At 39.2% G+C, this 19,783-nt stretch carries 19 protein-coding genes and 1 pseudogene; all 20 read right to left on the bottom strand.

Annotated features, from left to right (window positions below; genetic code table 11):
• Positions 1 to 16: 16 nt before the first annotated feature.
• The 20 genes and pseudogenes from DW019_RS00195 to DW019_RS00110 all read right to left on the bottom strand — a co-directional run bounded on the left by DW019_RS00195 (position 17) and on the right by DW019_RS00110 (position 19,431).
• Positions 17 to 1,129, bottom strand: a complete 1,113-nt coding sequence (locus DW019_RS00195) for a leucine-rich repeat protein (protein ID WP_118442126.1) — start codon at positions 1,127 to 1,129, stop codon at positions 17 to 19.
• 95 nt (positions 1,130 to 1,224) lie between these two features.
• A complete protein-coding gene (locus DW019_RS00190; RefSeq protein ID WP_118442125.1) occupies positions 1,225 to 1,803 on the bottom strand; it encodes a hypothetical protein in 579 nt (192 codons plus the stop codon).
• Positions 1,804 to 1,816: 13 nt separating this feature from the next.
• A complete protein-coding gene (locus DW019_RS00185) occupies positions 1,817 to 2,116 on the bottom strand; it encodes an AMP-binding protein (protein ID WP_279217631.1) in 300 nt (99 codons plus the stop codon).
• Positions 2,117 to 2,226: 110 nt separating this feature from the next.
• Complete coding sequence (locus DW019_RS00180; RefSeq protein WP_118442228.1) at positions 2,227 to 3,090, bottom strand: EamA family transporter; 864 nt, start codon at positions 3,088 to 3,090, stop codon at positions 2,227 to 2,229.
• 4 nt (positions 3,091 to 3,094) lie between these two features.
• Positions 3,095 to 4,453, bottom strand: a complete 1,359-nt coding sequence (locus DW019_RS00175) for an MATE family efflux transporter (RefSeq protein ID WP_118442123.1) — start codon at positions 4,451 to 4,453, stop codon at positions 3,095 to 3,097.
• Positions 4,450 to 5,013, bottom strand: a complete 564-nt coding sequence (locus DW019_RS00170; protein ID WP_118442122.1) for a histidine phosphatase family protein — start codon at positions 5,011 to 5,013, stop codon at positions 4,450 to 4,452. The genes DW019_RS00175 and DW019_RS00170 overlap by 4 nt, the downstream gene beginning before the upstream one ends.
• A 69-nt stretch (positions 5,014 to 5,082) precedes the next feature.
• Positions 5,083 to 6,288, bottom strand: a complete 1,206-nt coding sequence (locus DW019_RS00165) for a cation:proton antiporter (protein WP_118442121.1) — start codon at positions 6,286 to 6,288, stop codon at positions 5,083 to 5,085.
• Positions 6,289 to 6,754: 466 nt separating this feature from the next.
• A complete protein-coding gene (locus tag DW019_RS00160; protein ID WP_118442120.1) occupies positions 6,755 to 7,588 on the bottom strand; it encodes a Cof-type HAD-IIB family hydrolase in 834 nt (277 codons plus the stop codon).
• Positions 7,589 to 7,745: 157 nt separating this feature from the next.
• The gene (locus tag DW019_RS00155) at positions 7,746 to 10,988 is read right to left on the bottom strand and encodes a glycoside hydrolase family 43 protein (protein ID WP_118442119.1); all 3,243 of its coding nucleotides are present in this window, start codon (positions 10,986 to 10,988) and stop codon (positions 7,746 to 7,748) included.
• Positions 10,989 to 11,096: 108 nt separating this feature from the next.
• Complete coding sequence (locus DW019_RS00150; protein WP_117478397.1) at positions 11,097 to 12,857, bottom strand: 1-deoxy-D-xylulose-5-phosphate synthase; 1,761 nt, start codon at positions 12,855 to 12,857, stop codon at positions 11,097 to 11,099.
• Between the two features lie 14 nt (positions 12,858 to 12,871).
• Positions 12,872 to 13,492: a TetR family transcriptional regulator gene (locus tag DW019_RS00145; protein WP_117478398.1), complete on the bottom strand. Its 621-nt coding sequence runs from the start codon at positions 13,490 to 13,492 to the stop codon at positions 12,872 to 12,874.
• Positions 13,493 to 13,508: 16 nt separating this feature from the next.
• Positions 13,509 to 14,513, bottom strand: a complete 1,005-nt coding sequence (locus tag DW019_RS00140) for an aldo/keto reductase (RefSeq protein WP_117478399.1) — start codon at positions 14,511 to 14,513, stop codon at positions 13,509 to 13,511.
• A gap of 124 nt (positions 14,514 to 14,637) precedes the next feature.
• Positions 14,638 to 14,940, bottom strand: a complete 303-nt coding sequence (locus DW019_RS00135) for a Dabb family protein (RefSeq protein ID WP_117478400.1) — start codon at positions 14,938 to 14,940, stop codon at positions 14,638 to 14,640.
• A 47-nt stretch (positions 14,941 to 14,987) separates the two neighbouring features.
• The gene (locus DW019_RS00130; protein WP_117478401.1) at positions 14,988 to 15,947 is read right to left on the bottom strand and encodes an Rpn family recombination-promoting nuclease/putative transposase; all 960 of its coding nucleotides are present in this window, start codon (positions 15,945 to 15,947) and stop codon (positions 14,988 to 14,990) included.
• A 138-nt stretch (positions 15,948 to 16,085) separates the two neighbouring features.
• Positions 16,086 to 16,733 (bottom strand): Ig-like domain-containing protein, encoded by a 648-nt coding sequence (locus tag DW019_RS00125; protein ID WP_182430984.1) that lies wholly within the window; start codon positions 16,731 to 16,733, stop codon positions 16,086 to 16,088.
• A gap of 98 nt (positions 16,734 to 16,831) precedes the next feature.
• Positions 16,832 to 17,142: pseudogene (locus tag DW019_RS15350) on the bottom strand (hypothetical protein); the annotation flags it as partial.
• A gap of 16 nt (positions 17,143 to 17,158) precedes the next feature.
• The gene (locus DW019_RS15255; protein ID WP_207663913.1) at positions 17,159 to 17,458 is read right to left on the bottom strand and encodes a metallophosphoesterase; all 300 of its coding nucleotides are present in this window, start codon (positions 17,456 to 17,458) and stop codon (positions 17,159 to 17,161) included.
• 1 nt (position 17,459) lies between these two features.
• Positions 17,460 to 17,762 carry a hypothetical protein gene (locus DW019_RS15250; protein WP_207663912.1) on the bottom strand — a complete coding sequence of 101 codons (303 nt, stop codon included), beginning with the start codon at positions 17,760 to 17,762 and terminating at the stop codon, positions 17,460 to 17,462.
• Between the two features lie 8 nt (positions 17,763 to 17,770).
• The gene (locus DW019_RS15245; protein WP_207663911.1) at positions 17,771 to 18,001 is read right to left on the bottom strand and encodes a hypothetical protein; all 231 of its coding nucleotides are present in this window, start codon (positions 17,999 to 18,001) and stop codon (positions 17,771 to 17,773) included.
• A gap of 71 nt (positions 18,002 to 18,072) precedes the next feature.
• Entirely contained in the window at positions 18,073 to 19,431 is a 1,359-nt protein-coding gene (locus tag DW019_RS00110; RefSeq protein ID WP_118442116.1) for an MATE family efflux transporter, read from the bottom strand.
• Positions 19,432 to 19,783 lie beyond the last annotated feature (352 nt).

Genomic DNA, 19,783 nt, shown 5'->3' with positions numbered 1-19,783 from the left:
ATGAACCTCCTTCCCACTACTTTTCTACGATTTTCAAATCATAGGAAAATCTTTTCAAAGCTTTTTCATACACTTGTTTTGTGCCCTTTGGAACATATACAACGCTTCCACCTAATAGCAAAAATGCAGCCCCCTTTCTTTTTGGAGGTTCCTTCGATTGAAAAATATATTCTATTTTACTAGAATTTCCAAGCGTTCCTGCCCAGTGTTCCTCAATCTGTTTTAATGATTTAGGAAATACTATTTTTTCACACTCTCCTCCCACAAAGGAAGTACCCTCTTTCAGCACTGTTACTTTTTCCGGAATTGTTATTACTCCTTTTTTAATGCCTGCAACGACAAGACGTCCACTCCTCCGGCTAACCACACATCCCTTTGAAACATAATAATATTGATTTTTGGATGCAATTTTAATTCGGAGCGACTTCGATGTTCCAAATGCTTTTCCCTTAATTTTCGAAACCGTTTTAGGAATATAAACCACCTTAAGATTATCGTTTAAAAAAAGCGCACCCTCTGCAATTGTCTTTACTCCATTTGGAATTTTTATGCTTTTTTTCTTTTCCAAATTACCGTAAAATGTCTTTCCACTTTTTGATATAAGGCATCCGTTCTTCATTTTGTATTTTTTATTGCTTTTATTGATTGTAACCTTTTTCCATTGCAAATTGCAAAGTGCTCTTATATTCTTTTTTAAGGTTTTAGGAACAGAAATCGTCTTTCCCTTTTGAATATTATGAAAACAATCTGGCGTCAGTTCCTTTAATCCTGACGGAAGAATTATTTTCTTTATTTTTGCAACATCTGAAACAATTTGTTCCGGTACGAGACTGGAATCTTCTTCTAAAATATACATACCGAAAATATTATCATGAAAATAGTCATCTGTATCGTCTTTTGCTCCCAATTTTATCACTTTGTTTCCATCGATTTTGGACGGAATCTTTAGTGTGGATATATCACTGCCCGTAACCGGCGTAATTTTGGTAATCCATACATCGTTTCCATTTGGAGCACTGTCATATTCATATTTGAAGTTCCCAATTTTCTTTGTCTCAGCAGATGCTGAGACCCCCATGCCTAACGCAATAACAAACAATGCTGCACTAAACAACAATACTTTCTTCATAAGAATACCTCCTTTTTTTGTGTAATTTACACCCTTTACTTATCTAACGATTTGGGAGACAAAAAAGTTGCAGTTTTTAGAATAAGTTTTTCATCTTAATTGTAATCCTCCTTCGCAAAAACCCCGGTTTTTTCGCTTGGATACAAATAATCAACAAAGGAAAAAGTAAACTCTCCCCTTATCTGATCTTTATCACACAGTTTCTTAAATAACATCTGAACCTCAGGAATATCTTCCTCGTCATCTACCACCATATAAACATCAAATTTTTCATAATCTGTCTGAATAATTTGAAATTGTAATATCGCCATTTCGAGCATCAAATTGATTCGCTCAATTACTCCAAAAAGGCAATCATAATGTGCCACACTTCCATCTGCCTTTTGTATTAGGTCATTATCTCTTGCCATCTCCAATTCCAAAATCGGTTCCTGACTTCCGCAAGAACAATTCTTATCTGTGCAAAGACGTCCTCTATCTCCAACTTTGTATCGCACAAATGGCATCACCCGGTTATGCTTTGATGTAATACAGATTTGATTATCCTCCACAATTTCTACATAAACATTTTCTGTCATCACATGCAGCTTATGAAAAGGACATTCATAAGCAATCGAGTTTACTTCATAACACCCATATTGGCTGGCAACTTTACAGTTAAAAAATGCTTCCACCTCCTCTTTCCAGTCATTTGTAATCCATTGACAAAAACAAATACTCCGGTTCAAATTTTACAATATACTCGGATAATTCAAACTCTGAAAGATTCTCATGTACAAGAATAGCTACAGTTCCTCGAAACAAACATCCAAGATAAAAGATAACAGAATCCATGTTATTTCCCATCTCTATCACGACCAGTTGTCTAACGCTTAAATGTCTTCCCACGTCGATTATTTTTTGCTTTAGTTCCCCATAAGTAACCCGCTGCATGGAATCATCCATCAATGCGGTTTTCCTGTCTTTTGAATCTCCCCAAACCTTAATCGCTTTCTCCTCCTTTTATGCTTTGCCAAATATTAAATTCATTTTACCTTTTTATTATAAAATTGTCAATCTTTTTATTTTTAAATAAATTTATTTTTGACAGATTCACCCTACTTCTTCAAAAGCAATAACGTTCCTGCTACCAAAAGCACCAGCCCCACTCCTGATTTTTTGGTAAGTTTCTCGCCAAACACAAAATACGAGAAGAAAATCGTAACCAGAATACTTAATTTATCAATCGGCACAACGACACTTGCCGGTCCTGTTTGCAGCGCACGGAAATAACAGAGCCACGACGCTCCGGTTGCCACACCGGACAGCACAAGAAATACCCCATTTTTTTTGCCAATTCCATGAATTGTTTTCTGTTTTCCGGTTGCAAACACAACAACCCACGCCATTACAAGAACAACGGCGGTGCGGATAGCTGTTCCCAAATTTGAATCGACATCCTGCATGCCAACCTTTGCCAAAATCGAAGTCAGACTGGCAAACACTGCCGACAGCAGGGCATATAAAAGCCATGTCTTTTTGGTTTTCTTACCTGTTTCTGCTTCCCTCTTTTGAATCATCAGATACGTTCCGGCTCCCATCAAAACCATTGCACAAATTTGAACCGCTCCAACCGTCTCCCCAAAAAATAAGAACGCAAGAATCATCGTCAAAATGGTACTGGATTTATCAATCGGTGTAACCCGGTTCACATCTCCAATCTGAAGTGCATGAAAATAGCAGAGCCACGATGCTCCTGTTGCTACGCCGGATAACACAAGAAACGTAATGGTTTTTCCGAATAAATGAAAAATTCCATTCTGCACTCCCATGACAAAAACCAATACCCACGAAAATATTAATACCACAATCGTTCGGATGGCAGTTGCCACATTCGAATCCATATTTTCTATTCCGCACTTTGCAAGAATTGCTGTAAGCCCTGCAAAGAGAGCAGATAAAAAAGCAAATAACAGCCACATCATTTTACGCCCATTTCCTTTCAAGCACGCGTTTTTTCACAATTTCGTATGCAATCATCATAATCAATCCTGTAACAACCCACGAAATCGGGTAAATAATAAGCAGAACCCAAAATTCATGAACCATCTTACACGCTGTCGCAATCCAAATCAGCCGCAGCACGCAGGAACCTAAAAATGTAATTAACGCAGGCGTCAAAGAACGTCCAAGCCCTCTCATTGCTCCCGCGCTGATTTCATACACGGATGTTAAGCACTCTAACGTTGTCGCAATGACAATTCGCTGTTTGGCATACAAAAGAACTGCCGGATCTGTTGTATAAATCTGCAGAAAAAAGTTTCGCCACACGACAAACACCAGTGACAGCAGGCCACAACACACAAGGGATAATACCATCGACGTATGGAAAATTTTCCGACACCGTTTCGGCTCACCGGCACCAAAGTTCTGGCTTGTAAAGGTCACAGTTGCCTGTGCAAATGCATTGACAACAAAGTAAGCAAAAAATTCGTAATTCAATGCCGCCGCAGAACCTGCAATGGCATCCGACCCAAAACTGTTAATTGCACTCTGGATACACACATTGGCAATGGAAAACATCATTCCCTGAAGCCCTGCCGGAATCCCGATAACTAATATTTTTTTCAATTCTTTTGGTACAATTTTTAACTGTTTTCTATCAATGCGGATAACCGATGTTTCATGCATCAAAATGTACATTACTATGCTGGCACTCGTCAGATTGGATATCACGGTTGCAATTGCAACCCCGGCAACGCTCATCTGAAACACAATCACAAGCAACAAATTCAATCCGGTATTAATAATTCCTGCCGCAATCAAACTGTACAGCGGTCTCTTACTGTCACCAATACTTCGCAGAATCGATGAGCCAAAATCGTAAAGCATGATAAATGGCATTCCCAGTAAATAAATCCGCAAATACTGTACCGCCAAATCAATCACATCGTCCGGTGTTCCCATCAGCGTAAGTACGGGCTTTGCAATTAGTTGTCCGAATATCATAACAAAAACACCACTGATAAGTGCCACGACAATCGCTGTATGAACAGCCGCCTGTACATTTTCCTCCGACTTCTGACCGATATATTTTGCAATGACAACATTGGCTCCCAAAGAAATTCCAATAAATAAATTTATCATCAAAGAAATCAATGAACCGTTGCTTCCCACTGCCGCCAGCGCTTCACTGCTCGCAAATCGACCGACAACGGCTGTATCCACCGAGTTAAATAACTGCTGCAACATACTGCTTGCTGCTAACGGAAGTGCAAACAATAAAATTTTATTCCAGATAGTCCCCTGCGTCATATCCATGCCGGCTTTTTTTCCTGCACTCATGCCTTAGCGCCCCCATTTTCCTCACCCGAAAATTCGTACTGCAAAATCGCACAGTTATCCACACCAAACGCCGCATATTCTTCATTTGTCATTTCATAAAAATAGGACTGCACCACTCTCGCAATTCCGTTGTGCGCCACTAAAATACAGGTCTTGCCGGACGCTTTTACCTCATCTAACAGGTTATACACTCGCTGTGCCAGCTGAAGCATCGACTCACCGCCTTCATATCGTTCGACAAACTGCTTTTTTGCCTCACGAAACTTGGCACCATCTCTTGCGGTCGATTCGTACTTTCCGAAATTCTGCTCCTTTAAGCGGATTTCCTCTTTTGCCGGAATCCCGGTTATTTCTGAAATATGTAATGCGGTATCTTTCGCCCGCACCAGCGGAGAATATAAAATCACATCCGCCTCTATCTTTTTCTCTAAAATCTTCTTTCCTGTCTCAATCGCCTGCTCATGTCCAAGAGCAGTAAGTTCTATATCTGTTGCGCCGCAAATTTTATTTTCTACATTCCATACGGTCTGTCCATGGCGCACGAAATAAACACTCTTCATGTTGTTCCCTTCTTTTCTCATATTCTCTTATTCATTTAAGCACACAAAGTTGACATTTTCAAGACGTTTTCAGTCATTTTCCTCACGTGCTAACAATTTTTTATACGTCAAATCCATCCCCAGTGCGCCAAGCGGTGCGGTTATTAAAATCGCCAAAACCGCCACCGATAAAATCATCTTTCCACAGCCTAATCCTGCAGCAAGCGGCACCGAACCAATCGCCGCCTGAACCGTCGCTTTTGGCAAATATGAAATGGCACAAAACAGTCTTTCTTTCCATGACAGCCCGGTACCCAAAACGCAAACAAACACACCTGCCATACGAAATATCAGTGAAAGGAAAATTACCAGCACAGCAAATCCACCGGCAGCCGCCGTGTAGCGTAAATCGACCGCTGCTCCAACTAACACAAATAAAATAACTTCTGCCGCAATCCACAGTTTTCCAAATTTCTCCGACAGCCGCTTAGATACCGCAGGAATACATTTTGCCTTAAGCACACACGCCATACTGACAACTGCTAAAAGTCCTGACACGGCAACTTTTCCATCAAGCCATCCCTCCACTGCTGTCAGAAGAAACGATACACCAAGTACGAGAATAACTTTTGTACTATTTCTCACGTAATTTTGATGTTGATATGACGTTTCAAAAAAACGATACAAAACATAGCCAATTACCGCTCCCAAAAGGATTCCAAGAAAAATCGAAACCGGTACATTTACAAACCTTAACAAACTTACTTTTGCCCCCTGCGCCATTCCCAAAAAGGTTGTAAACAAAACAATGACAAAAATATCATCACACGATGCCCCCGCCATAATCATCTGCGGAATGGACTGTTTTGTTCCATACTTTTCTTCCATCAGCTGCACCATGCGGGGTACAACAACCGCCGGTGAAACCGCAGCAAGTACCGCCCCCATCACCGCAGCATCAATCCGTGAAATTTCCAAAAAGACTGGTGCAAACAGCACATATCCAACAATCTCAAATGATGCCGGCACAAAAGCCAGTAAAATCGCCGGTCTTCCCACCTTTTTTAAGTCATTTAAATTTAACGATAAGCCTGCCTTAAGCAAAATGATAATCAATGCCATCTTGCGAAGTTCTGCAGAAATTGACAAAATAGATGAATCCAGAAAATCCAGCACATATGGCCCCAGCACCATTCCTGTTACAAGCATTCCAATAATGCGTGGAAGTTTTAATTTCTGGCATATCGCCGCCATACAAAGTCCTACTAAAAAAATCAGTGCTAATGATGTCAACATATTTTTTTCCTCCTTCAATGGGTTTTGTTCTCTTGTTTTTTCAGTTTCCGTAATTTGTGTTTTAATTGTTTGCCCTTTGTGTGCCGCTTTCGCTTAACAAATACGCAGGGGTATCGACAGGTAGAAAACACCTGCCAGATACCCGCGTATTAGTAGCACACAAAAAACAAACAATTAAAACACAAATTACTGGAATCCTGAAAAGCCTCACCGACGCTCCATGAGTTTTTTGTTTCTAAAAAAATTTAGTTTTCAATGAATCATATACAACAAATATTCTTCTTTAATTTATTGGATTCCAAAGAAACTGACAGTCAAGCGCGCTAAATATTTTTGGAGTTCAGACAAATTATTAAAAAAATTGTATTGCAGGCGCTACAAACACGCGGGTATCCGGCAGGTGTTTTTGACCTGCCGATACCCCTGCGCATTTGTCAAGCGAGAGCGGCGCATAAAATACAATTTTTTAATAAGTTGCTGAAGCCAAAAATCCCCCTACCCCATTTTCATTATTACTCTTTGTGACAAAATCTGCGGCTTTCAAAACCTCCGGCTCTGCATTTGCCATGGCGACACCAATTCCTGCCATTTTTATCATGTCCAAATCATTGCCGCTGTCGCCAAACACCATCATTTCTTCTGGAGCAATTCCAAGTTTTTTCCCCAGATACAAAAGACCACTTGCTTTCGAAACGCCCTTTTTGGTAACCTCAATATTTTTCATACCACCGGATACAGCATTCACATCCGGATACTTTTTAAGAACCTCCCAGACCGCATCATAATCAATGCGGTGACCGTCCTCATCATAAGCAAAGTTAATTGTCAGTTTCTCAACATCTTCACCTCGCTCACGCAAGTAGTCCACTTGGCTTTCTACCACCTGCCGTGACGACAAAATATAATCACGGATTTCTTTCGTCAAACGCATTCTTGGCAAAAGGTCACGTTTTCTCTTTGTCATAAGCGCACCGCCCTTTAAAAAGGTATCTGCCATCACATCGTAAGCCTCCACTTCGGCAAGCATTGGCAGATAGGCAGATAACGGAATTGCATCCTCATAAAGACAAGTTTTTGAATCCCTTTCATAAATACCGGCACCATTTGTCGTAAGAACATACTGTACACCCTCTAAATGATAAATTTCATCAGAAATACCACAAAATGGCCGCCCGGTCGCCGGCACAATTTCAATACCGGCACGAGCCGCCTGTTCAAGAGCTTCTTTTGTTTCTTTTAAAATCTTTTTCTCATCATTTAAGACAGTTCCATCCATATCAAAAGCAATCAAGCGAATCATATATCATTCTCCTTTGTGAGCCTAATTGTAAGGAAAATGGTACCATACTACGCATTAAATTGCAAATTTCAATTTTTTCTTATCAAATAGAAAAGAAGGATTTTGACATTCTTTCAAAAGTTTGTCAAAATCCTTCTTCATTCTAAGTCAAATTAATCTATTTTTTTAGTACCACCGCTTTAATAATAAATCCTGCACTGTCACACGCATTTCCAAATATTTTAAATTGATATAAATCTTTTGTCTTGTCTAACGGTATCTCCGCTTCGTGAGCATCCGGTGCAAATGCACCACTCACAGTTGCCCATTTAATATTCACATCCTTTGACTTGTTATCCGTGTAACGAGATGCGTAACCAAAGCTGTCCTGCTCAGTCAGACGATCGTATTTAATAATGATAGATGAAAACTTCGTATCGGACAAATCCCCTGGCATATTTAGGAATGCATCCGGATATGCACCATCATATGTTATGGTAGCCGTCTTGGCATTCGTGTCTACAGACACCTCCGTGCCATTTCCCTTTACAACCGTTTCTTCAGTCAATGGAAGTGTATATTCTGTTTCATCCGCATTCCATCCGTAAGTTACATCAATTGGTGCTGTGGTAGGAAGTGCTGTCGGTTTTGGTGTCGCTGTCGGTGCAGTTGCCCCTGCCTCGCGTTTTAACACAACCGCCTTAATAATTAATTTGGCATCTTTTAAATTCTCAGCTGCAAAAATCTTTATTTTCGCAAATTTCTTTGTGAAATCTAATGTAAATGTCTTTGTTGTCTCACCTGATGCAAATGGACTTGAACCCGGCCATACGATTCCCTCATCACCTTTCGATGTTGCATATCGAATCGCTGCACCAAAATCAGCATCTGTGGCCTGATTCTCATAGGTTATCTCTACTGTCTGGAATTGATTATCCGTAATTTCTGCCGGCAAGTTTACCCAAACACCTGGATACTGACCATTATATACCAGAGAAGCTGTTCCATTATATTGGTCTACTTCTGCTACTGCACCGCCTTCTGCAACAATATTTTCCTCTGTAATCGGAACAGCGTATTCCGTTTTATCCGCATTCCATCCTACTTTTACATTTGGATTCATTGTTGGAACTGGTTCTACCGTTGGTCTTGCAGAAAGGTCCGGAAGTTCTGGATTTGTTTTTTCTGAAAATGCCCAAGAAGCCACATTATAGCCTGTTCCTCGGAACACAAAATACACATCATGAACACCTTTCACTTCACGATCAACATTTGCCGTGCTGAATGCATACAAGCCCTTGGTATCTCCCAATGTAATGGTTGCAATTCTGTTTTTTGCAGCTGTAGGAGCATCCAAATATACCTCAATCTGGCCTTCTCCTGATGTTGCTGCAATTTCTGCGCTAATTGTTTTCAATCCATTGGTTCCAAAATCAACGCCACTAATCTTAGTCCAGTCACCGGTATCAATCTGATCTAGTACCATCGGTGATCCATTATATGATTTTACAACAGTACGATCATCTCGCAAAGATTTCACTCCTGCACTCTTCGCACTTGTTGTTGCATTAATATATTTAACCGTGCCATCCGCATTCTTATATGGATTCACATTTTCAATCTGTTTTGCACCCTCATAGGAAGGCTCAATCGTAATCTTATCATTCTTTGTATCAATATCAATTTCATTTACATGTAAATTTCGATATTGTTTGCTATCACGATATAATGTATTACTAAGCACAGTTGAATGATAAAAGATGTAATTATGTCCTTTGAAATTCTGCATATGATGATGATTGTTATAAGTCTCACCATACAATTTACTTGGATTATCTAAAATAGTACCAAGATAATTATGTTCTACATTTTCTTCATCCGTAAACTTGGTTTTTCCAATTTTATCTGGGAAAAAGCAGATATTCATAGGGTCCGAAGATACGTATGCCGCAATCTGAACGGCTCCAACATATGGCGTATCTTCTTTTACATCCCAGTTCGTACAGTAGGAATAAATGTATTTACCGTCAATCTGGTTAATTTCTCCATCTTCAAAGAAGCAGAATGTATCCAAGGTCTTTGGTATACCATCCGGAGAAACAATTCCTGTGCCTTTTTCAAATTTTAATTTGCACACACGACCGGTCTGAACATATTTTTCTTCGTCATTTCCACCACCAAAATAAATATATGCATTCCCCTTGTCATCTGCAAGAACTGCCGGGTCAAAACACCATTTTACTCCCTCGCATCCTTCTGACTTTGAGGTAAACATTTTCTGTCCTAAATCATCATGCCATGGGCCAACCGGTGAATCACCACGAACATATCCTACTCCTCCGCCATCGGTATAAAAGATATAATATTCATCCTCACCATCTCCATCGCCATCGATTTTGAGAGCTGATGGAGCCCATGCCTTTGTTGTCCAGCCATTCTTTTCCTTTTTCTTAGCAGAAGCTGTACTTGGCAAATTATTCAAATTCGTATTATCCATCGTCCCTTCATCGGTCCAGTTCACCATATCAGAAGTAGAAAGGATACTGAGTGAATTATTGGAATAAGAGTTTGCAGCCAATTTACCGTCCGCATAATCAAATCCTTCATTTGTTCCGTATACATAAAGTTTTCCATCGTTATCCGAATTATCTAATGCAGTCGGATCAGCAATAAAATCATAATTGGTAAGCATGCTGTTAATATCATGTACCTTACCGTCTTCTGTTGTATACTGTAAAGGTGCAGTCAATTTAATATTATCTGCATTCCATTTATTATCTGCAATTTGGCTTGCAAAAATATTATCTCCATAATTGTTATACACTTTGGCCCCTGCTTCTTCCAATGACATCTGCTTACCATCTTTATAAGCAACAATCTTCTTATTATCTTTATCATAGCCTAACGTATAGTCATCAAAGAAACTGTAGTTGCTCTTACTCTCTACTGCAGGTGTTGCGCTTACGACACTTTGCGTCGGCACTGCAGTTGGCTGACCGGAAGGAGAAACCGGTTTCTTAGTTGGAGCAGTCGGCTGCTTGGTTGCAATTTTGTTTGCCGTATTTTTCGTAACTTTCACTTTACACTTCATCGTTTTCTTTTTCTTCCCAACCTTATAAATGGCACGCAACGTAGCGGTACCCTTTTTTGCACCCTTAATTACAGCATACGCCTTTTTGCCCTTTTTCTTTGATTTTACAATCTTAACCACTTTCTTATTTGATGTCTTCCATGTTACTTTGGCACCTTTTTTTGCGTTTTTGATTGTAATCTTTTTCGTTTTGCCAACTTGTATGCTGACTTTTGTCTTGCTTAATTTGACCTTTTTAGCCGCTGCTTCTGACGTAGGTGCAATACTTCCCGGAATTACAACGGAAAGTGCCATCAACACGGCCAATGTTTTTTTCTTAGTCCTTGTCATTGTCGTTTTCCTCCTAATTATATTATTTTTGAATATATCTGTATTATACAACAAGGCATAATCAAAATCACTGCATTATGCGGATAAACAATTGACATATCTAGCATTTTATGCATGTAATAGTTTCATAACATCTTTCATAATCAGCTCTTTGGTTAAATGATTTTCTTTCAAAAGCTGTTCTGCATCGTAACGGTCGTAGAACTCTTTTTTCAAGCCAAAATTCAATACTTTCATATCGGAAGTGCTATAATAACCGGCAACTTTATGTCCAAAGCCGCCCTCCAAAATACCATCTTCCAATGTCACAACCACACGATGATTTTCTTTCAAATCCGAGAGCAGTTTTTCATCCAGACCAGATGCAAAACGTGGATTAATCAATGTGACTTTTTTGCCGGTTTCTTTTTCAATACTTCGTGCAGCCTCTTCACCCAGCTGGAAGAAATCGCCCAAAGCAAGAACCGCAACTTCTTCTCCTTTTTCACATACCTGATACTCATTCAATGGATCATAGGATGAAGCCACCGGATATTTAGCCGGATGAACACCATTTCCCGGCATGCTGATTACAACCGGATATTTATCCTGCTCCACACTCCAATCAAGCATTGCTAAATATTCCTCCTTACACGTTGGTGCAAGATAAACAAGGTTTGGAATATTACTAAGCATAGATATCGTGTAAAATCCAAGATGTGTCACATCATTCAGCCCAAGTACAGACGAATAATTCAAAATTGTAGTAACCGGACTTTGATTGATACATACATCCTGTGAAAACTGGTCATACGTTCTCTGGATAAAAGTTGCGTTGGTACCAAAGATTGGTTTTCCGCCATTTTTTGCAATTCCGGAACACATTGCTACCGCCTGCTCTTCCGCAATTCCTACATCAATATACTGGTTTCCCGCTTTCTCACGATTTTCTTTTGGAAAACCAACATTACTTGGAACTGCCGCAGTCACAAATACAACCGATTTATCTTTTTTCATTTTATTTAAAAGAAGTTCACCGGTTAACACACTGTAATCTTCTCCTTCAAAATTCTGCAATGGCTTTCCGGTCGTGCGGTCAAACGGCATACACCAGTGCCAAGCTTCTTTATTCTCCTCTGCCGGCTCATACCCTTTTCCTTTCTGCGTATGAATATGCACAGCAATCGGATGGTTAATGTCTTTTACTTTCTGAAAGAGCGCAATCAATTTCTCGATATTATTTCCCTCTTCTTCGAAAATATAGTCAAGTCCCATTGCACGGAACAAATTATTTGGAGCCTCGCCGTTTGACTCTCTAAGTTCCGTAAGATTTTTATAAAGACCGCCGTGAATTTCTGCAATCGACTGCTCGTTATCGTTGACAACCACAATCAAATTCGAGGTCATTTCACCGGCAAAATCCAATCCTTCCAAAGCCTCTCCGCCACTCAAAGAACCATCACCAATTACAGCAATAATATTTTCTTTGCCACCAACGGCATCTCTTCCTTTCGCAAGTCCGGTCGCAAGGCTGACAGACGTTGAAGTGTGTCCAATAGTAAAAATGTCATGTTCGCTCTCCGATGGTTCCGAATACCCGGAAATTTCGTGAAAACGATTTTCATCCAGATAACCATATGCTCTGCCGGTAAGCATCTTATGCGGATAGGTCTGGTGCGACACATCAAAAACAAATTTATCTTTTGGTGAATCAAATACATAATGCATCGCAATTGTCATTTCCACCACACCGAAGTTTGGTCCAAAATGCCCACCTGTCTTCGTCAAACGATGAAACAATGCTTCTCTCATCTCACCTGCAAGCACATTTAATTGTTCCATTGATAATTTCTTTACATCCTCTGGTCCATTAATCTTCTCTAAATACATATTACTTTTCTCCTTTACTCCAACAATTTTTTCGTCATTGCAAAAGTCAGCTCATAGACCGTATGTGGCATGCAATTCACTTTTGCTTCTTCCATAGCTTTTTTTTGCTTATCCGTAACAACAGAATATGGGTAAATGCCAAACATAAACGGAAAAAAAGCGTAGATAAAATCCTGTCTTTTATTCTCATCAAATTCTTTGCGAAATTTAATTAATAACTGTTCCATCGCATTCAGCGCTTCCCCATACATGAGCTTAAATTCAACTAACATCTCTGTACGGCTGTTTTCTTCTAAATCGTAATGATTCATAGATAAAATTTTTAAAAGCTGCCATCTTTTTTCAAGTGAATCTGCAATAATCCCTGCAAGTTCCTCCACCGTCAATTTTTCATACTTCTCCAGCACATCTTTTAATTGCTCTACCCACATTTTGTACTCTCTCGTTAATAGAGCAAGAAAAATTTCTTCTTTTGTCTCAAAATAATTATAAATTGATGTCCTTGAAAAAGAGGTAACCTCTCCAATCTGCTTGATGGTTATTTCTTTAAAACTCATCGTTTGGTATAATTTTTCACATGCGTTTATGATTTCTTCTCTTCGAGCATTCGTTCTTTTTTCCGATCCTGCCGGCATAAACAAAGTCCTTCCTTTACTTTTTCTCAGCAAGCAGCACAACATCTGCCTCTGGATTTTTATCAATTGCACCAACAATCGGATGTGGCATATATGCTTCTTCCAAATATTGCATCTCATCTGCCGACAATGAAATAGATAAAGCCTCCGCCGCATCTTCTAAATACTGCTCTTTTGTCGCTCCAATGATTGGTGACGAAATGCCTTTTTCCCATTCCCATGCAATGGCTATCTGAGACATTTTACAATGATGTCTTTCGGCTAGTTCAGACACTTTCTTGACAATTTTAATATCTGTCTCTTCCATCCGATCGTATTTTCCTTTTGCCACGCAGTCTGTACGTCCACGCAGAGAATCCGACTGCCATGTTGCCCGTGTCAAATGCCCGGCAGCAAGCGGACTGTATGGCATAAGCATAACATTCATCTGCTTGCAAATCGGAATCAATTCACGCTCATCTTCCCGGTATAATAAATTATAATGATTTTCCATTGCCGAAAACTTGGTAAATCCATTTTTCTCTGCCGCCATTTGCATATTATAAAATTGATATCCATACATAGCAGAAGCGCCAAGCGCTCGAACCTTTCCGTCTTTTACCAAAGAATCCAAAGCTTCCATCGTTTCTTCCACAGGAGTCTCATAGTCAAACCGATGAATAATATATAAATCCAAATAATCTGTTCCCAGTCGCTTTAATGTTCCATCAATTTCACGCCGGATTGCCTGCTTCGACAATCTTCCTTCATTAAAATAAACCTTCGATGCAAGTACAACTTCCTCTCTTTTTGCGTACTTTCGAATCGCACGTCCAAGATACTCTTCACTAGTTCCCAAAGAATAGCAGTTCGCTGTATCAAAAAAGTTGATACCAAGCTCTAATGCTTTATTCACCAGCTTCTCACTCTGCTTCTCATCTAAAGTCCAATCATGCATCGTACCTGCCTTGCCAAAACTCATACACCCTACACAAAGTTTTGATACCCGAATATCGGTATCCCCTACCTTTACATACTCCATCGTAAGATCACCTCCTGGATTTTCAGCCAATCAAATATATAAACTGACACCGTGTCACAATGATTACTATAAATCAAAACTGACACGGTGTCAATCCCTCTTCCATCCATTTTGCATTACCTTGTTACACTTCGAAATCCATACATGCCCTTGTCGCTGTATAAGGTCTCACTTTGCCATCCGCTACCGCCACATGTTTCGGATGTGTACTATAATTTTTCAGTGCCTCAACACTTTCAAAAGTTGAATCCAGCATAACATCTACCGTTGAGCTTGCCAAGCAATCCGTGCGGACTGAAATTTCCATAAGCCCCGGTATTTGTCCGGAAAGGCTCTCTAGTCCTTCCTTAATTCCCTGTTTGATTGTGTTCTTCTCCTCATCTGAGAATTCATCTTTAAGTGTCCATAAAATAATATGCTTCACCATAACATATTCCTCCTTTTCTTTCAAAATCTTTAGCCTCATTTCTTTAATTAAGAATAAATATGTGAAAACTTGTGTACAACCTCTTCAGAAACACATAGTTCTTCTGCGATTTCATTTTCTGTCATCCCTATTCTGGATAATTTTAGAATATTGAATGCTACGTCCAGTCCATGTTCCATTCCCTTTTCCATACCTCGTTCTTCATACATATCCAATAATACACACATAGAAATCGTACCTCCTTCATCTTCTTCATCCCATTTTATCAGTTTTTTTGCCATTTTATAACCAGTATCATGCGTCATGACTGACATCCAATCTAAAAAAGCATTAGGATGATTTAACTTGAACTCTGTTTCATGAAAAAAACGGTCTAATTTAACCTTGTCACCTTTACATGCCAAATATTTCACAATATACCGAAAATCAGAACAATATTGTTTACATTCTTCTTCTCCCTGTTCAGCCAAATTAATAACATTAATTTGATGATTTGTTATCCACGGTTCTAAATATTTTTTATATTCATTTGGAATATCCAATAAGTCATATAAGCATATCGGATTACTCCATGATTCATTTCCATAGTTTAAAACAAGTGTAATTACTGGCTTTAGCTTCTGATTATCGTGAATTACTTTTGTAATAGGACTTGGATAATTATTGTTCTTTTTATTTTTCTTCTGCCACAACTTTATCTGATCCGTATATTTCACATACTGATACCCCATGTCTCTAACCGGCATAATATTACATATATCACTTTGGTTTTCCATACATATAAATACAAAATCCGTACCTGCTTTTTTACATTTCATTGGTACATCAAGGAACAACTGTCCTAAATTTCCATCTACCGGTGATTTAAAAATAAGTTCAGTCTGTTCTTCCACAATATCTTCTTCTGCAAGTACCTTCTCACCATGAAACAAATTAACATTTGCAACATCCGAAAAAACATCCTTATAACGCAAAAGATTCTTTTCTGTCAAATCTGCTTTTCCCATAGTATCCTCTCCCTTTTTCTGTATAGGAAAGAATCGATTCTTTTACCAAAGACTAGCACACCGTCTTTCAAATGTCAATATATTTTCTTGCAAATGTCGGGCGTTTTCCAACTTTTTTAAGCGTATCACAACTCCTTATCATTGATACTGTTTTAATAACTGTCCCAGCTTTTCTGAAATATCCGATGAAATCTTATATTGTTTTCCATCAATCACAAGATTCTTTCCAATCGTAAATTCCATATTCGTTCCATCATTAAATAATAGTTTAAGAGTAATTCCTCCCACAAATGGCTGGCTTCCATCCGTTATTTTCTGAACATCCATCGCTGCCAGCAACTGATAAATCTCATAAATTCCCTTTGGCGAGATGACCTCCTGCTTCACCACAAGTCTCTGAATTTTGCTTATCTTTTGATATACATTCCTCGTAAATATTGCGTTATTTTCTTTCATGTTTGCAACCTTTACCGGTGCTTTCACTGTCACCTTGCATTTGTATTGTTTTTTCTTATATTTTGCATAAACAACTACACTGCCTGTTTTCTTTGCGGTCACTTTTCCCTTTTTGTTAACCGTTGCTTTTTTCTTATTTTTTGAATACCACTTTACAGCCCCTGCCTTTTTGTTTAACAGTTTAAGTTGTACAGTTGCCCCCTGCAAAAGAGAAACCTTTGTTAGATTTAACTTAACTTTTTTCGTTTTTGCTTTCGGAGCAACAGGAATCTGCGCCAGACATAACGCAAATAATAAAACAATAGCTACCCTTTTTTTCATCTTCATCATAATTTTACCTCCCATAAAATTTAATAACATAATATTACCATATTTCCCCTATTATAGCAACAAATATTTCATTTTTTTACACAGGTATTTTTTTGATGTCAACCAAACTGTCCGCTGACATATGCTTTTGTTTTCTCCCTCTGCGGATTATTCAAAATCTGCTCCGTCTGTCCATATTCAATCAAATCACCCATGAAAAAGAATGCTGTTTTATCTGCCACACGCGCAGCCTGCTGCATATTATGTGTCACAATAATTACCGTATAATTCTTTTTCAGTTCTACCATAAGTTCTTCCGTTTTCTGCGTCCGTGCACTCCGTGGTATTTTGGCGCATAAGCAATATTATCATAAATGCTTGCTGGAAACGGGTTTGCTTTTTGGAACACCATACCGACTTTTTTTCGCAATGCAGCAGCGTCTACTTTAGGTTCTTGCATAACTATGGTCATGACCGGTCAGGCAGACATCAATATCACACTTATCCATAAGCGGTGCAAAAATTGTTCGCAAATTTGCTCCATCAAAATCGGAGTGTGGCTGTCCGGAACCATAAATATCATGGTGGAAGGCTACCACTTTCCATTTCGCATTTGGTGCGCTTTTAATTGCCTTTTCCATCAGTTTGCTGTGCTCTGCCGCATTACGGTTATTACTATTCAAAACAATGTATAGTACATCGCCATAGCTGAAGTAGTAATCACTTCCGGAGTTCGTTGCTCCCAAATTACAAATTATCCTCTGTATTTGGGTTGTTATAATGATACTTGTAATCCGTTCCTTTGCTCTCATGGTTTCCGATGGAAGAAGCAAGCGGCAGATTACGAAGTACCGACGGATATAAGAAACCGGCATACTCGCTCTCTCTTACATTCTTTGTATCTGCTTCATCTGCTGCAGCATAATCAATCTGGTCACCTACCAGCCAGATTTTGTAAGAAGAAAAATCTTTTGTCTGATATTTTTCAGCCTTACTCCATGTCGTTCCATCATTGGAATAGCTGTAGTAATAAGTAGTGTTTTTCTCCAATGCGCCTTTTATGGATACTTTGTTGGAAGCTTTGTAAGTCTCCACACTATTGGAACGGTTGATTCGGTAACTGTGCCGTCATATACTTTGGCGTCGGATAAGTCTTCTTTCTTTCCTAATTTTACTTTTGCTAATCCTTTTGTTTTGGAATACCAGCAAAAATTCAAATCTTTCTCTGTTGCACCCGGTGTCAATACAATTTTACCGGAATCAATGCTGCCAACGCAAAAAAAGTACATCAAAAAAAGCCCCTAAACTGCCTAAAAATTCTTTTTCAAGGCAATCCGAGGCTTTCCTTTTGTAAAATCCTTTAATTTAACTTTGCAAGTATTTTCTTAAATTGAATCGTAAACAAAATAGCCGTAAAGGTAACGGCAAACACGTCCGCAACCGGTTCTGCCAGATACACCGCAAAGGTCTGGTCCACAAGTAACTGCGGCAGAATATAAATGAGTGGAATTAACAAAACAAATTTTCTCAACACCGCTACAATAATTGAACAAACAGCACTTCCAATTGAGACAAATGTCATCTGGCAGGCAATCTGGATACCGAAAATAAACAGTGCCCCACAGTATACACGTAATGCCTGGGAAGTAAAATCAAGCAAAGTGGCATCGCTTGTAAACATGCCCACAAAAAGACGCGGAATGATTAAAATAAATGCCCACAAAACAACAGAGTATACCAAACTAATTGTTAACAGCAAACAAAAACTTTTTTTCACACGCTCACGATTTTTCGCTCCGTAATTATAACTGGTAATTGGCTGTGCCCCTTGGCCAAGCCCTTGCAGCGGAAGCATCGCAAACTGCATCACACTTGTTAAAATTGTCATCGCGCCGACCGCCAAATCCCCTCCGTAAGCAAGTAACGACGAATTAAAACAGACCGAAATGACACTCTCACTTGCCTGCATGATAAACGCAGAAAGTCCCAATGCCAGGCACGGAAGCACCAAACCAAAATCCACTCGAAGATTTTTTCTTTTGAGGCGGAGAATCGTTTTCTCACCACATAGAAAATGAATTACCCACACACAGGAAATTCCCTGCGATAAAATAGTAGCAAGTGCAGCTCCTCTTACTCCCATATGAAACCCATAAATAAAAACAGGATCCAATATAATATTAGCCACTGCACCTATCATTACCGTAAACATACCGGTCTTTGCAAATCCCTGTGCCGTAATAAATGCATTCATTCCCAAGGTCAGCTGTACAAAAAGTGTGCCAAATGCATACAAACTCATATATGAATTTGCATACGAAATTGTATTTTCACTTGCTCCAAAAGCAAGAAGCAAATCTTTATTCCAAACCAGAATAACTACCGTCAAAATAAGAGAAATCACTACCTGCACCGTAACGCAGCCGCCAAGAATCTTCTCTGCCGACTCATGCTCTCCCTTTCCCATCGCAATCGAAGCACGCGGTGCACCACCGGAACTGATTAACGCTGCAAACGCTGACACAATCATAATCAATGGCATGCACACACCAACCCCGGTCAGTGCAAGGCTTCCGTCTCCCGGCATATGTCCAATATAAATGCGGTCAACAATGTTATAGAGCATATTCACAAGCTGTGCAATAACCGTTGGCACTGCCAGTTTAAAAAGCAGTTTTCCCACCGGCTCCGTTCCAAGAAAAGTTTTGTCCTGTTTCATATTGTTATATTTCCTTCTTTCTATCTTTTTTGTAATAGAACTAATTGTAGACAAAAAATGGGTGACATGCAAGATATTTAATGAAAAAGTTTGTATCAAGTGGTTGCTGGTATTTTTAGTTTCCGTAATTTAAGTAGAAAAACTTTGCGTCTCGCAGGCGCTCCCGCTCGTTGAGTGCGTAGCGGTATGGACACTGAAACTACCAGTGCCACATACCAACGTACTCAAAACCCGCGAGTCACAAAGTTTTTCTACTTAAATTTCTGGAATTCTAATAAAGAAAAGTAAACATTCAATACAAAATTTTTACTCCTTAATGTTGTTCTCCGTTGTTTTATACAATATGACGCAA

Origin of the sequence: Clostridium sp. AF37-5, from assembly GCF_003477605.1 — a bacterium.
Classification (GTDB): Bacteria; Bacillota; Clostridia; order Lachnospirales; family Lachnospiraceae; genus Eubacterium_F.
Note: the sequence above shows the minus strand (reverse complement) of the source record. Positions and strands in the feature narration are given on the sequence as shown.

Excerpts from the sequence above, each read along its gene's own strand:
- DW019_RS00195 (WP_118442126.1), bottom strand. The coding sequence starts at position 1,129 with ATGAAGAAAGTATTGTTGTTTAGTGCAGCATTGTTTGTTATTGCGTTA.
- DW019_RS00180 (WP_118442228.1), bottom strand. The coding sequence starts at position 3,090 with ATGTGGCTGTTATTTGCTTTTTTATCTGCTCTCTTTGCAGGGCTTACA.
- DW019_RS00175 (WP_118442123.1), bottom strand. The coding sequence starts at position 4,453 with ATGAGTGCAGGAAAAAAAGCCGGCATGGATATGACGCAGGGGACTATC.
- DW019_RS00170 (WP_118442122.1), bottom strand. The coding sequence starts at position 5,013 with ATGAAGAGTGTTTATTTCGTGCGCCATGGACAGACCGTATGGAATGTA.
- DW019_RS00165 (WP_118442121.1), bottom strand. The coding sequence starts at position 6,288 with ATGTTGACATCATTAGCACTGATTTTTTTAGTAGGACTTTGTATGGCG.
- DW019_RS00160 (WP_118442120.1), bottom strand. The coding sequence starts at position 7,588 with ATGATTCGCTTGATTGCTTTTGATATGGATGGAACTGTCTTAAATGAT.
- DW019_RS00155 (WP_118442119.1), bottom strand. The coding sequence starts at position 10,988 with ATGACAAGGACTAAGAAAAAAACATTGGCCGTGTTGATGGCACTTTCC.
- DW019_RS00150 (WP_117478397.1), bottom strand. The coding sequence starts at position 12,857 with ATGTATTTAGAGAAGATTAATGGACCAGAGGATGTAAAGAAATTATCA.
- DW019_RS00145 (WP_117478398.1), bottom strand. The coding sequence starts at position 13,492 with ATGCCGGCAGGATCGGAAAAAAGAACGAATGCTCGAAGAGAAGAAATC.
- DW019_RS00140 (WP_117478399.1), bottom strand. The coding sequence starts at position 14,513 with ATGGAGTATGTAAAGGTAGGGGATACCGATATTCGGGTATCAAAACTT.
- DW019_RS00135 (WP_117478400.1), bottom strand. The coding sequence starts at position 14,940 with ATGGTGAAGCATATTATTTTATGGACACTTAAAGATGAATTCTCAGAT.
- DW019_RS00130 (WP_117478401.1), bottom strand. The coding sequence starts at position 15,947 with ATGGGAAAAGCAGATTTGACAGAAAAGAATCTTTTGCGTTATAAGGAT.
- DW019_RS00125 (WP_182430984.1), bottom strand. The coding sequence starts at position 16,733 with ATGATGAAGATGAAAAAAAGGGTAGCTATTGTTTTATTATTTGCGTTA.
- DW019_RS15245 (WP_207663911.1), bottom strand. The coding sequence starts at position 18,001 with ATGTACTTTTTTTGCGTTGGCAGCATTGATTCCGGTAAAATTGTATTG.
- DW019_RS00110 (WP_118442116.1), bottom strand. The coding sequence starts at position 19,431 with ATGAAACAGGACAAAACTTTTCTTGGAACGGAGCCGGTGGGAAAACTG.